Raw genomic sequence first — 14,463 nt, forward strand, 5'->3', positions numbered from 1 at the left:
CGTAAACTCTGTTGTTACCTTTTGTAGACTATGCTTAACGTGTATAATTACCGCGTCATTCGTAACTTGATTATCTGAATTTTCCGTTACTATACCCGTCTAATTCTTTAACGAAACGGGATAAGTACCATCTGGAATATCTACATCATTTACAATAGATGACAGCGTGTAATCGTAACGACTATTAACTTTTAAGGGAATGGTGCCTTTAGAATTTACTGCTGAGTGCGGATCATCATCGTCAACAATTTCATATGGCAAAGTCCCCACAGGCCGGCTGTATACTACATTGATTACATTGGGAGTATCATCTTTACTATCCTTAGGCATAGTCACCAACGGCTTAGTCAATATCGTACGGGCTGCTTTATCTTCTGGCCCATCACTTAACGTTGCGTGTTTAATATTTGGTGCCGTCCAATAATAACCATTAGCATTCACAGCGTTTCCTGAAATTGATAAATCTTGACCAACAATTCCATTAATTGTTGTATCCTTACCAAGGGATTTAGTGGAATCATCTTTATTCACAAAATGAACAGTCGTGTGCGTTTTAACATAAGATGCTGACATTTTTTAACTGCATTCTTGTGACATCGTGCTCACCAGATCCTTGAATATCAGACAAAAATCCCACATATAATTCATTAATACCATCTGGCAATGTATCAGTTGCCTGTGCACCTCGCTTCGTCTTGTACGTCAGTTCTCGTGTACCAGCATCATAGGTTACAGAGTAAGTTGAATCAAGCGGTCCGGCTGTGCTGGGATCTTGACCAAAATCTTTCCCATCTAGCTGCCTTTGTGCTCCCTTAATGGTTCGACGTATGAATTCTCGGTGGGATGATTTCTTTAACAACCAATTGTCTGTCCAATCAACAAATGGTTGCGAACCAATCATAGTTTGCCATGCCACATCAGGATTTGCATATCCAGCTTTACTTTTTTGACCGTCAGTTTGAGACTCAGCTAATTTATCTGATGACGCTGTTGACAGTACTATGCCAATAGTGTCTGTAGAGTATTTCCACTGTGAATCAGAAGTTATGAACGAATCTGCTTCAATAGTAAAGTTTTCTTTTGTACTTATCGCACGTTTAAATGCAGCCGATGCAGAACCATATACTGAACCCTCTCCATTCAAAAAGTGCCAACTATGGTCTGTACTGTTATAAGTTGGCGTTGGCCATGCCTGAATGCTCATCGTATTATTTGTTTTTGCAGTAGCGTTCTCATTATTGAAATCTTCAACGTTCGGTGTTGGAACATCTAGATCAATCGGAGCGCCCATTTGCATTTCCCCCATCTCATTCGCATTAATTGTAGAAATAGGATTTAACAACGGCATGCCTAATCCTAATAACGTCGTAACCAAACTAATCGAACTTAATGTCTTAATTTTTTTCATTATCACTCACCTCACGTACACCATTCTTTAGACGGCGTAGTTCAGCGGCTTGCTTTCGATTACGTCGTACTAAGTAGGTAATCAACAATACTAATAACAAGAATGCCAACAAGAGTAGAAGTGTTTGCCACCAAGCAAAATGACTAACCGTTACGTTTTGCTTATTAATGGCGTGTGCCTTTTGTCCTGAGACATCAAAGCTTTGCTTAAAGTGCCAGTGACCTTCATTAGCCTTCAAATTAATGTCAGCCACATATTTACCTGGCGCTAATTTTTGACCATCTGCGAACATCATCGTGTAGTCAAAGTGTGAATTTGGTGCTACCTTTTGATCTTTTTTGTCTTCAGTCAAGATACGCTTATGTGTCTTAGCGTTGTAAACAATTGCATGTGAATTCATGCCAGTGATAAATGAAGGCTTATCATTTTGCAACCTTGCCAAGACGGCTGTGTGATAGTTAACCAACGCCGCACGCACTTGGTGAATGTGCAAGTTTGGTTTTACTGTATCAGGTGACTCATGCAACACAACACCAATGTTATAGGCATAACGGTTACGAATTTGTACACCAGTCGCTTTTTGCTGCCCCTTATCTGGATCTGTTACAAATGAAAGACCACCAACAGCAATACCATCAAAGTGTTCGGGTTGGACCGCCAACTTAGCGGTAACTGTTGTTGTTGAATTAGCTGGAATAGTTACTTCTTTGGGAAGCGTAATCATCTTGCCGACATTAGCTTTTAACGAAGAATCAACCTTAATCTTATTCTTGCCGTATTCAATAACCCCGTTATCATTGGTCGAAGCAGGATTAGCACTGATGTGAACACGTAGTGGTTTTGAGCCACCGTTCATCAAAGTCATTTGCAAATCTTGTTGTTGACCAGGCTGCACGTTCAAATCATAGTAACCTGTCTTAGGATCAATTTGACTCTCTGGAAAAATTGGATCGACTCCAAGGGCACTATTGTCTGCAAAAGCCGTCGTACCGACTTGGCTGACACCAATAGCTAGCGCGACTGCTAATGCAAGTTGTAGTTTTCTTTTCATTCTGACATCCTCCTGTTTCCTTCCTCATACAATAACAAGTGGATTGTATTCTCTGTTCATAACCGCTTTAAAGGGCGTTGTGAATAACGCCTTTTAACTCTTTTTAATTTATCTAAAAATACAATCACCAATATTTTTAATATCCTTTTCACGGAGTAAACAAAAACGGCATAGCATCCTCATTAGAGCACGCTATGCCGTTTGATTTTTAGTGCATGCAAAAAGGTGAGTCCGACACAAATGTCAGACTCACCTTTTACATTCTTATTATTGTTCGTTCTTCAACGTTTCAACGTCGCGAGCAATCATGATTTCTTCGTCGGTTGCGACCTTCAAAACCTTAACTGAAGAGTCGTCCGTTGAGATAATCATCTCGTCATCTCGTTGCTTGTTTTGCTCTTCGTTCATCTTGATACCCATGAAGTTCAAGCGCTTGATGATTTCTGAACGCAAGTCATCGGCATTTTCACCGATACCAGCCGTAAAGACGATAGCATCAAGTCCTTCAAGCTCCATGTAGTATTGACCGATGTAGCGAACAACACGGTCAACGAACATTTGGATAGCCAATTCAGCGTGCTCGTTAGTATCACGAACAGCCTTCAAGTCACGCATGTCAGCTGACAACGTTGACACACCCAACAAACCTGACTTCTTGTTCAAGATGTTAAGCATTTCGTCGTTAGTCAAACCTTCGCGCTCTTGGATGTAGTAAACCAATGAAGGATCAACATCACCTGAACGCGTAGCCATCATAACACCAGCCAATGGCGTGAATCCCATTGACGTATCCAATGACTTACCATCCTTGATAGCCGTAATTGAGGCACCAGCACCCAAGTGCAATGTCACAATCTTCAAGTCTTCCAATGGCTTACCCAAGATTTCGGCAGTGCGAGCTGCAACGTAACGGTGTGATGTTCCGTGAGCACCGTACTTACGTGCACCATACTTCGTGTAGTACTCGTATGGCAATGCGTACAAGTAGTTCTTACGTGGCATCGTTTGGTGGAATGCAGTGTCAAATACAGCTACTGACGTGGCGTTTGGCAACAACTTTTGGAATACACGGATTCCCATAGCGTTGGCTGGGTTGTGCAATGGTGCATAAGCAGCCAAACGATCAATCTTGTTCAACACTTCGTCATCAACGATAACTGAGTGGTTAAACCACTCACCACCGGCAACGACACGGTGTCCAACACCTGTGATTTCGTTCAAGTCAGCAATGACTTCGTGTTCCTTAAGTTGTTCCAATAGCAAGTTAATGGCAGCCTCGTGGTTGTCGATGTCTTGAATCAACTCAAACTTCTCACCGTTGAACTTCAACGTGAAAATTGAATCGCTCAAACCAATTCGTTCAACTTGTCCCTTTGCAATTACCTTTTCTGCTGGCATCTCAATCAATTGAAACTTCAATGATGATGAACCGGCATTAATCGCCATAGTCTTAGCCATGTGTACTTGTCTCCTCTTTTCCAAACGGAATTGTTCAATATCTGCAGATTAGTATATCACAATTTCTTATGAATATCTTGTCAACTATTTCGGACGTGTGTCAGTCGTACGACTACGCATGTAGCATGTGGTTCGCAGTCATCCACGCAGTCATCTCTGTCACGAAATCTTTGTTCTCTGCAACGTTAGCCAATTCAGGTGTCTTTGCCAACATAACTGGCGTTGCTTGGATAGCATCCCCACCCGCACGTTGCAAAACAAGGATCGCCTTTGCAGCCGCCTTGTTCGCAAACAACTTGTCTGGGAATTGCAACAAAGCTTGGAAGTACACGTTTTCTGATTGCAAGTACTTCAGCAATGATTGTGCTTGTTCGGTCTCAAATAGATTTGCTGGCACAATGATGGCTGCCAATCCACCGGGGCGCAAAGCATTAACGGCTTGTTCAATCAACAAATGGTGAACATAAGTCAAGCCATCCTCAGCCGTCGTCGCAAAGTGACTTGGCACTTCAGCTGGATAGTAACCGACTGGTAAGTCGGCCACAACAACATCTTGATTAGTTGGTAGCTCACTTGCCACCGCGTCAGCCAATGTTAGTTGCCAGTCAAAGCCAAGCAAAGCTGCCATACCGCTGGCAACGGTCAACATCGTATCGTCATTTTCGACACCATTAATTGTCAACGCATTCCCTTGTTGGACAAGGACTTGTTGCACTGTTGCCAACAAGTTTCCAGTTCCAACCGTCAAATCAAGTAGCTTTGTTGCCGCGTTCTTCGCCGTAAATTGCTCAGCCAAGAAACCAACCCACATACCGATCGCATCTGGTGTCACTTGATAGTTCGCTTGCAAACCATCTTCACGCATCGTCGCAACCAAAAGCAATTGCAACACTTGGCGCTTCAATTCTACTGTCATGCTATCAAATGCTGCATCATCAATCATCGCCACAATCGCCGTGCGTCGTTCTTCTGACAACGTTGCCCACTCTTCATCCTCTTGGTTCAACATCACTTCAATCATCACAACCAAAGCTTCAATTGATGCCATATCCAAGGCATCAGCAATTTCCTTTTGTGCTGCCTGTAAATGCTTTACTGCGTTTTCGATTGTCTCAAACATGCGCTCACCTCTTTTTTATACTAAATAACAGTGTAGCAGGTTTTAGCTGTTTCTCAACAATTCTAGGGCTTTACAGGACGATATCTTGGCATCACAACCCGATGATTTTCGGCCACCAGCACCACTTCTTTGCAATCATCTCGTTCAATCACCGCTGGATAGTTTATCGTATTTTGTGGCTCTACAGGGGCTTCCGGGTTTTCCATCAAGAAACGCAACGCTTCTTGCCGCCTCGTCCAATTCATAATCACCAAATGACGTGCTTGCTGTTGCCGAGTTTGTCCCATCACCCAAACCGTAAACCCACTCAAGAAAAGTAGCATCATCATCAACGTGTGGGCTAATAAACTACCCCGCCGCTCCTTCATAAAACGTTATCTCCTGTGTCACGGTAGTTCCTTCTTCAAATTCAATCATCGCTTGCACACGTTGCCTGGACAGTTGCACAAAATTAACCCGTTTGACCTGATTGATGTACTTCATGTTGCCACCTTGACGCGTATACAGGCCAAGCGCCTTATGCCTGACGTCCAAATAATATTTGGTATCCCTCGTTTTACTGTACAGAACCAATTGACGTTTGAAACATTCTGTTAGCGTCAGCCTCGTGTCTGGCACTTCCAACGACATAATCGCCCGGGCGACTTGCGCTTCACGTTGCTGATTTTGACTACTCTGATAGTAACGCGTTAAATTTGTCGCTACTAAGCTTAATATACTTAATACCAAACTGAACACAAGTAACGCCACAAGCGTTTCAGCTATGGTGAATCCGTGTCGTCGAGCCATCGGCGCTGTTCCTCATAGTATTGTCGTCGTGCCGCTTTCATTTGGGCTTCTTCCTTAGTCTGTAGGCTGTTGAAGTACTGCATAGTTGTCACGATTAACCAAGTTGTCATCGTCACCAGCAGTAACGATACGAGCGCTTCTGACAGTAACGTTCCCTTAAGTCTGAACATGAAAAGTGCCACCTCCTAGTTGAAAGACCACGTTCCGTCGACGCATCGTTTCTTTGTTATAAAACGAAAAGCTCCCCGGTGCCATCGTGAAAACTTGGCAGCGAACCGTCTTTCTACCACCAATCCAATTTGTTGGTGTCCGGACAACTTGGCCATCAACATCTATATAGTTCTCTCGCACTTTGATGTAGAACGTCTCATTTAAGCCAACCTGCTTTTGCCGAGCAAGCATGAATGCTTCGCTGAATTCACGTTCAAATTTTGACCAGGTCTGTGTTTCAGGCCTTTTCAATACTGAAAAGCCGGTTACTAATGCACTGATAATTCCCAACACAACAATACTTTCGATTAAAGTAAATGCGGGTCTACTTCTTACCAGCAACAACTCGATCTCCCTTCAATGTAATGGCGGCCTTATCAACTTGTGCCAATTGACCCTCAGATAAATATTCCTTATCCGCTAAATCCTTCAAGCTTGCTGGCGCACTGCCGTTTTCATTACGATATAAGTCAACTTGTGTTTGGACAGTTTGTACCAACGCTGTTTGTTGCTTACGTTCCGCGAATGCACGCACATGGTTAACATTTGGTAAGACTATCAATACCAACAGACCAATGATAAAAACAGTCGTGACAACTTCGATCAATGTAAACCCTTTACGCTTGCTTTGCTTTACCATGTCATTAATTCCCCCATATTTTGATACATCGGCATTAACATCAATAAATATAAGCCGACGACAACTAAGCCGATTACGCCAAAACATAATGGCTGAATAATCAATAAATAACGACTAATTTGCCGTTCTAATAATTCAAATTTCCGCTCAGCCAGTAGTTGAAACTCTTGACCGATTTCATGCTGCTGCTTGCCTTTTGAAAATAGCAGTTCGCTCTCACGAGGCAACAGTGGTACTTTCCTGACAAATTCAGCAATGCTTTCTCCAGCCGTGAGTGACTTTTCGGCCAGCCGACTGACATCTTTCAGAACGCCACCTTCATCTAAACTTGCAAAGCGCTTCACGATTACCGAAAAGCTCACACCACTCGTCAACAGCAATCCCAACTGTAATGAAATTTGGTAATCCAAACTCAAACGCATGACCGGACCAATTAAGGGCAAACGCCTAATCGCAACTAATCTCTGCAGCCAAGAATGGCGCCGCCACCAGGATAAGCCCGCAACACCTACGACAATTAGCACAAACGTCATTGCAAATATCACAACTGGCAGTCCAGGAAACGTCGGCAACGCCATCCCCATATTCGTAAACTCCGGCAAAAGGAACTGAATAAAAACTGCAAATATCACAGCCAACAAACCGAATAGCATAACCGGATACAACAATAGTTGGCGTAACTTTTGAATTTGTTGCATCCGGCGGCGTTCACGGCTGCCGATTTCAGCTAATATGTCCATCAAATTACCGTGTACTACCGCAAAAGCTAGTTCACGACGAATTTCCGACCGAACGTAGGGGGTAATTAACCGATAAAAATGGCGGCCTTCTCGCAAACCGCCGACGATAACTTGCAAATCCTGACGCAACTTAGGCAACAAGGATTGCAGTGATACCAGTGCCTTTTCCAAGTCATACCCAACAGCAATCAATTGTGCCAGCGTCTCAAAAAAATCAACCTGGGCTGATTTAGGCCACCGCTTATTCTGCATGCCACTCAGCCACCCTTTCTTGCAATACATCACCCGTTAATACCGCTAAGTCGGCGGCAACTCCTTCGTCAGTCAAAACCAACTTTTGATAAACCAGCCCGGCTAACACTTGGCGCAACGTCCCGGTTGGTACACCAAAATCACGTAATCGATGCCAAATGCCCAGATGCGACATCGCATGAATCGTACTGATAACTAAATGGCCACTCAGAGCTGCTTCAACCACAATTTGCGCCGTTTGGGCGTCTCGGATTTCACCAATAATCATCACATCCGGATGATGGCGTAAGGCCAGCTTCAACAAATCCGGATAATCCATCTGAGCTGCCTTGTTCACCTGCAATTGCAAAAAGTTTGGTTGCACCACTTCAACTGGATCCTCAATCGTCAGCACCATTTTCTCAGTCAAATATCGATAGGCTAAATAATGGAGCGTCGTTGTTTTTCCTGACCCCATCTGGCCGGCCAACAAAATCAGACCAGCACCACTCGTCATTGCCTCACCAACGGCGACTACATCACTTTGGGACGTTAACTGAATATGCTGGTCATCAACAGCAAAAATCAACCGCACAACAATAGATTCCCGATTCAAAAAATCGCCCACACTAGATATTCGTAAATACAATTGTTCTTGGTCCAGCAAATAACGCCATCGACCAAGCTGCGGACGTCGTGTTTCACTAATATCCATCCGGGCTTCGAATTTAATGTGGCGAATCAAAGCTTCACCATTAGCCAAGGTTAGAGATGCTAATGGTTGAATACCGGTTGCCGTGTAACAAAACACTCGATAGCCATCTTCACCCGGCATAACGTATAAGTCACTAGCGCGTACCTGAGCAGCAGTTTGTACCAACGAAGCAAATTGTTTTTGAACGCTCATGTCTCATTCACCTCCTTCGAAAAGAAAGAGTGAAAAACGACCCATTTTTCCAATTATTTTCCGACTTGTTTTATTTCATAAATTCGATGAAAACAAAAAACGCGTGATACACAAGGCATCACGCGTTAAATATTGTTTATTAATTAATTGCCAACGAAATGAAGTTAAGCAAGAACAGAATAGTGACAACCCACAAAATTGGGCTAATTTGGTTGAACTTACGCTTCACACTCTTGATCAAAACGTAGAAAATAAATCCGGCAGCAATACCGTATGAGATTGAGTATGAGAAGGCCATGAAGGCTGATGTGAAGAATGCCGGAATGGCAATTTCAATATCATCCCATGTAATCAACTTAAACTCATTCATCATCATAATACCAACCACAACCAAAATTGGTGCCGTTGCAGCAGATGGAATCACATTAACCAATGGCGCTGCAATAATAGCAAGCAAGAAACCAATTGAAATGACGACTGATGTCAAACCAGTACGTCCACCAGCCTTGATTCCGGCTGACGCTTCAATAAATGTCGTCGTGTTTGATGTTCCAAAGATACCCGCAAACATCGTTGCAAACGTATCAGCAACCAAACCACGATCCATCTTTGACTTGAAGCCCTTACCTTCGTAGAACTCCTTTTGGTCAGCTTCAGAGAAGATACCAGTCGTCATACCAGTTCCAATAAATGTTCCGATGGCATCAAACAAACCTGACAATCCCATTGAGAAGACCGTCAAAACGACAATCAGAACGTGCTTTGGTGACGTGAACATTGACCACAATCCATCAGGTCCAAGGGCTTGGCCGAAGATTGAACCAAAGTCGTGGAATGTTGATGAGAATGACGCCATAGCATCAATGTGCGTGTTTGTCACACCCATTGGGATACCAATAACGGTCGTAATCAAAACAGAAAGCAAGAAGGCACCTGGTACGTTAGCGACAACCAACAATACCAAAATAATCAAACCAATCAAGCCCAACAATACTGCTGGCTCTGAGAACGTTGAGATTGATGGCGTCGTCCCACCATTCGCTGTAATGCTCTCAATAACCTTAGCACCACCACCTTCAGTAAATGGCTTATTGTTCAATGTCATGATGTTTTGTGGATCGACCAAGAAGTTCAAGAATCCTGCGTTCTTCAACCCAATGTAGGCGATAAACAAACCGATACCAGCCGCAATAGCGTGCTTCAATTGATCAGGAATAGCCTTAACAATCATTGATCGAACCTTCGTCAACGTGATAATCACGTCAACCAAGCCGACCAAGAACACCATTCCCAATGCTTGCTTCCACGTGTACCCGAGTCCGAAAACAATCGTGTACGTGAACATGGCTTGCATACCAATTGATGGTGCCAAGGCATATGGCAAGTTAGCAAAAAGTCCCGTGATAAGGGTTCCCACAACGGCCGTCAAAATAGTTGCCAAGAAAACTCCTTGACTTGGCATTCCCGTCATAGACAATACTGACGGATTCAAGAAAATGATGTACGCCATCGCAACGAATGTTGTAATACCGGCAATCACTTCTGTTCGAACTGTCGTATTGTTCTCTGACAGCTTAAAAAAGCGTTCTAACATGCTTATCTCTCCTAAAAAAAATCCCGTATCATTACGGTTCGCCAAATGATACAGGAAAAGAAAACGACGCCAAAAGTAACTACTCTCGGCGTCGTTAACCGTGTCAGGCATATAGCTATACCAGGCACGTTTTGTTCCGAGTCTGTGGCGAAACACGTTAACGACTCAAGTTATTAATAATTGTTTACTACTTTATCGCTTTTTGTTCACATCGTCAACTTTTGCGCCTACAAAAAAACCGACCAATAATTGGTCGGTTTTTCATGAGATGATTACTCAGCAGTCGTGAAGACAGCTTGTACGTCATCGTTTTCTTCAAGTTCATCAACCAAGCTAACCAATGATGCTTGCTTATCCTCAGGCACTGCCATTGGGTTTTGTGCAACCATCGTAACTTCGTCGTTGACCAAAGTGTAACCCTTTGCTTCCAAAGCATCACGTACTTCTGGGAATGACTTAGGGTCCGTGTAGATTTCGAATTGGTCATCGTAAGTCTTCATATCTTCGGCACCAGCCTCCAACATGTCCTCAAACAATTGATCTTCATCGATATCGTTGTCTTCAGTACGCTCGATTTCAATGTAACCCTTACGGTCGAATTGGAATGAAACTGATCCAGTCGTTCCCAATTCACCACCGAAGTGCTTAAACGTTGAACGAACTGAAGCAGCCGTACGGTTGATGTTATCAGTCAAAGCTTGAACCAAAACGGCTACACCAGCTGGTCCGTAACCTTCGTACGTCAACTCTTGGTAGTTAGCGCCACCGGCACCAGAAGCCTTATCCAAGGCACGTTGGATGTTATCCTTAGGCATGTTAGCTGCCTTAGCCTTGTCGATAACCAAACGCAATGAAGCGTTTGAGTCTGGATCTACACCGCCAGCCTTAGCTGCCGTGTACAAATCGCGGGCAAGCTTTTGGAAGATCTTACCACGCTTTGCGTCTTGGGCGTTCTTACGTCCTTGAATGTTATGCCACTTACTGTGTCCTGACATTTCAGAAACCCCTTTTCATTCGAAAATTTATCGCTTAATTTTAGCACAATTCACTAGTGCTTGACTAGTAGATTATAGCACAATGTTAGTGACGCGCTACCGTTACATCCTTATTAAGGCATGAAGTCGTATGGCGTCATGTCTGCCATCCCCACATTTGGGTCGATGGATTCGTCCATAATCTTCGCAATCGTTAGCAAATCGTCATCATCTTCTGCGACTGCTTGCACGATTTCATCAACCACTGGTGCGTCATCGATGGTCGCATTTTCTTCATCTAACGGTACAACTGCTACTGGTTTTTGATTAATCGCATTTACGGCTGCCAATGATTTGTCATCGTCCGGCACATCTGGCAACTGTCCATCTTGTGCTTGTTGTAGTCGTTCTTGCAACGTCGTGTGTCGATTAACACCCTCAGTTTCGGCTGCGCGTTGATAAGCGCTCACATCGCCAATCAGGACCAACGATTCACTAGCACGTGTTAACCCGGTATATAGCAAATTACGTTGTAGCATACGACTAAACGCATTCACGAGTGGCATGATAACCAACTTATACTCAGCACCTTGCGCCTTGTGAATCGTCGTTGCGTACGCTAACGTCAACTGATTCCAATTCTGGCGGGTGTATTCAACCTCGCCGGTATCAAACGCCACTGTGATGTTGTCCGTGTTATCTTCGTTGCTTTTGTCCTTCGCCAGCATAATTGACGTGATATAACCAATGTCACCATTAAACACATTATGCTCCGGATCATTAGCCGTCTGCATAACCTTGTCACCAACGCGGAAGTTAAATTCCAACTCGCCCAGCTTCATATGAATTTCACGCTTCTTGGCCGTCATTGGATTGAAGATTTCTTGTGCCACGGCATTTAGATTGTGTACACCAGCTGGCGTGCGATACATTGGCGCTAGAATTTGCATATCAGCAACCGAATTCCCGCGTTCCTTCCAACTCGTGGCAATCTGTTCAACCATTCGTGGCACTTGATTTGTTTGCGCTGGGAAAAATGATCGGTCAGGCTGGCGCTCGGTAAAGTTCACTGGCAAGACACCACTCTTCACTGAGCTCGCCAGCTCAATAATTGTTGATCCCTTACCTTGACGGTGAATCGTTTCCAACTCACGATAATTCAACAGTCCACTAGCCAACAAGTCGTAGAAAACACGACCAGGACCGACAGAAGGCAACTGATCCTTATCGCCAACCAAAATAACTTGCATGCCATTTGGAATCGCACGTAACAATAAATCGAATAGTTGCGTATCCACCATCGACATCTCATCAATCACCAGCAGACGACCGCTTAGTTCCTCAATATCAATGTCGTCCGTGTTCTCACGACCAGTGATGCCTAGCAAACGGTGAATTGTCGAAGCCGGCATACCGGTAGATTCAGAAAGTCGCTTGGCTGCACGACCAGTTGGCGCCGCTAAACGAATACTCTCACTAATTTCATCCCACTTCATTCCTTCGTCTTGCAACAACTTTTTCAAGGTCGCCACAACACCATTAATAATGGTCGTCTTTCCTGTACCGGGTCCACCCGTCAGGATAAAGAGATTACTCATCAAAGCCGCAATCATCGCATCACGCTGCACATCGTCATACGGAAATGGATTCTCTTCCTCAACTTCAGCCAGTTGTTTAACAACATCAGCGCGCTTGTATTCACTATTCTTCGTTTTGCTTAAGCGCACCATGCGTTGCGCGATTTCACGTTCAGCCTCAAACAACGCCTTAATGTACAAGTTCTGCCCGTCAGCAATCACGATACCATCTGACGTCAAAGTTAATAGCGCTCGCTTAATCAGCGCTGGATCAATGCGTGCATTTTGAGAACGTTCAAGAATTTGTTGCGTGGTTTGTAGCAACGCTTCAACTTGCATAAAGGTATCACCAGACTCAAATGTTGCCTGGTTGATTGCGGAAATAACACCCGCTTGAATGCGACGTGCATCTAACGCATCAATTCCCTGCTGGGCTGCTAATCGATCGATACGAGCAAATGAAACGCCCTCAATATCGATGACCATTTGATAAGGGTTTGTTTTTAAAATCTGTAAAGTTTGCTGCTGATACTTTTGGTAAATCACAGTTGCAAGGGCTGAGCCAAAACCGTAATCGTTAAGCGCGATGATAGCGCGTTCCATACCGTCCGATTGTTGCAACTGCTTCACGATGACTTCTTGCAATTTGGTTGAAATACCGGTTTCAATCAAGATGTCTGGCGATTCCAAGATCTTATCAATCGCTTCAATCCCAAGGTCGTCAACAATTTTCGTGGCTGTCGCCTTTCCAACCCCTGGAAATTGGTCACCTGATAAATAAGCAACCAAACCAGACGTTGTACTTGCCGCCTGACGTTGATAGTTTTGAGCCGCGAACTGGACCCCATAACGTGCGTGCGTCGTTAACCGACCCTTAAACTCATAACTAGCCCCAATTTGTATATCACCAAAACTACCAGTCACCGTTAATTCAGTATCATCATAATCGAAGTTTTGTTCGGCTACTTCGATAATCATGACTTTATAAAAAGAATCTTGGGCAGCAAACAGAATATTCTTCACTTGCCCAGTGACAGTCGGCGTTTCATCCGATGCCGCTGGGCCATCGAACAAACTAGTTTGACTCTGACTCATCTACACGACTCCCTGATAGTAGTTGTACGATTTCATCCAATCGTTGGGCTTGAGCGCGATATCGTTCCATATCAATCATTTCAGCCGTAGCTGACCATTGATTTTCACGGTCACCATCAACGATTGCGATAATCCCACGACCGAAATTAGCATCAAAACTCATTGGGTCCACATGGATAGCGTCATTAAATGCAGCCGTTGCCTTATCCATGTTTTGCAAACCAAGCCAAATGTTACCCAGTAGCACTTGGGCGGCAACGTCTTCTGGTTGTTGCTCTACTGCCGTCAACGCAAATACCAATGCCTTTTGGAATTGATTTTGTGCATACCATGCTTGGGCTTGCATAACCGTTGCATCATGCAAAATATCCAAATCAGTAATCTTAGCGAAAAACTCATTCGCACGCGCGTAGTCACCGGCAACGTAGTAAACATTTCCAGCCGCGTAAAGTAAATTTTGCAAGGCTTCATCGTTAGCTTGGAACAATCCCAAACTCTTCAAAGCCAATTCTTCAGCTTCCACAAGATTTTCCGTGGCAACCAAAACAGCCACCAAGTCTGCATAGGCTTGCCAGTTGTCTGGGTTAGCGTTAATCTCACTTACCAAGCGAGCGATATCTGCTTGTGCTGCATTTTCTGGTTGCGTCATCTTAAAAATCCTTCTTCTCT

Annotated in this window: 16 protein-coding genes; all 16 read right to left on the reverse strand. The window is 44.0% G+C overall.

Going from position 1 to position 14,463, the window contains the following annotated elements:
* Positions 1 to 99: 99 nt before the first annotated feature.
* The 16 genes from OIT45_RS01755 to OIT45_RS01830 all read right to left on the reverse strand — a co-directional run bounded on the left by OIT45_RS01755 (position 100) and on the right by OIT45_RS01830 (position 14,443).
* Entirely contained in the window at positions 100 to 573 is a 474-nt protein-coding gene (locus OIT45_RS01755) for a hypothetical protein (protein ID WP_264339791.1), read from the reverse strand.
* Positions 554 to 1,408: a hypothetical protein gene (locus tag OIT45_RS01760; RefSeq protein WP_199404127.1), complete on the reverse strand. Its 855-nt coding sequence runs from the start codon at positions 1,406 to 1,408 to the stop codon at positions 554 to 556. Before OIT45_RS01760 ends, OIT45_RS01755 begins: the two co-directional genes overlap by 20 nt.
* Positions 1,395 to 2,459, reverse strand: coding sequence for a DUF916 and DUF3324 domain-containing protein (locus OIT45_RS01765; RefSeq protein ID WP_199404126.1), 1,065 nt, complete (start codon positions 2,457 to 2,459; stop codon positions 1,395 to 1,397). The genes OIT45_RS01760 and OIT45_RS01765 overlap by 14 nt, the downstream gene beginning before the upstream one ends.
* A 267-nt stretch (positions 2,460 to 2,726) precedes the next feature.
* Positions 2,727 to 3,917: an acetate/propionate family kinase gene (locus OIT45_RS01770; RefSeq protein WP_199404125.1), complete on the reverse strand. Its 1,191-nt coding sequence runs from the start codon at positions 3,915 to 3,917 to the stop codon at positions 2,727 to 2,729.
* 112 nt (positions 3,918 to 4,029) lie between these two features.
* Complete coding sequence (locus tag OIT45_RS01775; protein WP_199404124.1) at positions 4,030 to 5,037, reverse strand: class I SAM-dependent methyltransferase; 1,008 nt, start codon at positions 5,035 to 5,037, stop codon at positions 4,030 to 4,032.
* 62 nt (positions 5,038 to 5,099) lie between these two features.
* The gene (locus OIT45_RS01780; protein ID WP_199404123.1) at positions 5,100 to 5,405 is read right to left on the reverse strand and encodes a hypothetical protein; all 306 of its coding nucleotides are present in this window, start codon (positions 5,403 to 5,405) and stop codon (positions 5,100 to 5,102) included.
* Positions 5,386 to 5,826, reverse strand: coding sequence for a type II secretion system protein (locus OIT45_RS01785; protein WP_135797457.1), 441 nt, complete (start codon positions 5,824 to 5,826; stop codon positions 5,386 to 5,388). The genes OIT45_RS01780 and OIT45_RS01785 overlap by 20 nt, the downstream gene beginning before the upstream one ends.
* Positions 5,799 to 5,996 carry a hypothetical protein gene (locus OIT45_RS01790; RefSeq protein WP_199404122.1) on the reverse strand — a complete coding sequence of 66 codons (198 nt, stop codon included), beginning with the start codon at positions 5,994 to 5,996 and terminating at the stop codon, positions 5,799 to 5,801. Before OIT45_RS01790 ends, OIT45_RS01785 begins: the two co-directional genes overlap by 28 nt.
* The gene (locus OIT45_RS01795) at positions 5,983 to 6,378 is read right to left on the reverse strand and encodes a type II secretion system protein (RefSeq protein ID WP_161690344.1); all 396 of its coding nucleotides are present in this window, start codon (positions 6,376 to 6,378) and stop codon (positions 5,983 to 5,985) included. The genes OIT45_RS01790 and OIT45_RS01795 overlap by 14 nt, the downstream gene beginning before the upstream one ends.
* Positions 6,362 to 6,676, reverse strand: coding sequence for a competence type IV pilus major pilin ComGC (locus OIT45_RS01800; protein ID WP_199404121.1), 315 nt, complete (start codon positions 6,674 to 6,676; stop codon positions 6,362 to 6,364). Before OIT45_RS01800 ends, OIT45_RS01795 begins: the two co-directional genes overlap by 17 nt.
* Complete coding sequence (locus tag OIT45_RS01805; protein WP_199404120.1) at positions 6,670 to 7,668, reverse strand: type II secretion system F family protein; 999 nt, start codon at positions 7,666 to 7,668, stop codon at positions 6,670 to 6,672. Before OIT45_RS01805 ends, OIT45_RS01800 begins: the two co-directional genes overlap by 7 nt.
* The gene (gene comGA, locus OIT45_RS01810) at positions 7,658 to 8,554 is read right to left on the reverse strand and encodes a competence type IV pilus ATPase ComGA (RefSeq protein ID WP_199404119.1); all 897 of its coding nucleotides are present in this window, start codon (positions 8,552 to 8,554) and stop codon (positions 7,658 to 7,660) included. Before comGA ends, OIT45_RS01805 begins: the two co-directional genes overlap by 11 nt.
* 139 nt (positions 8,555 to 8,693) lie before the next feature.
* On the reverse strand, positions 8,694 to 10,148 hold the full coding sequence (locus OIT45_RS01815) for an NCS2 family permease (RefSeq protein WP_135797451.1): 1,455 nt from the start codon (positions 10,146 to 10,148) through the stop codon (positions 8,694 to 8,696).
* 272 nt (positions 10,149 to 10,420) lie between these two features.
* On the reverse strand, positions 10,421 to 11,143 hold the full coding sequence (locus OIT45_RS01820; RefSeq protein WP_199404118.1) for a YebC/PmpR family DNA-binding transcriptional regulator: 723 nt from the start codon (positions 11,141 to 11,143) through the stop codon (positions 10,421 to 10,423).
* A 113-nt stretch (positions 11,144 to 11,256) separates the two neighbouring features.
* Positions 11,257 to 13,794 (reverse strand): ATP-dependent RecD-like DNA helicase, encoded by a 2,538-nt coding sequence (locus OIT45_RS01825; protein ID WP_199404117.1) that lies wholly within the window; start codon positions 13,792 to 13,794, stop codon positions 11,257 to 11,259.
* The gene (locus OIT45_RS01830; RefSeq protein ID WP_199404116.1) at positions 13,775 to 14,443 is read right to left on the reverse strand and encodes a tetratricopeptide repeat protein; all 669 of its coding nucleotides are present in this window, start codon (positions 14,441 to 14,443) and stop codon (positions 13,775 to 13,777) included. Before OIT45_RS01830 ends, OIT45_RS01825 begins: the two co-directional genes overlap by 20 nt.
* Positions 14,444 to 14,463: the final 20 nt, after the last annotated feature.

Origin of the sequence: Weissella sp. LMG 11983 (genome assembly GCF_025908495.1) — a bacterium.
Classification (GTDB): Bacteria; Bacillota; Bacilli; order Lactobacillales; family Lactobacillaceae; genus Weissella; species Weissella fermenti.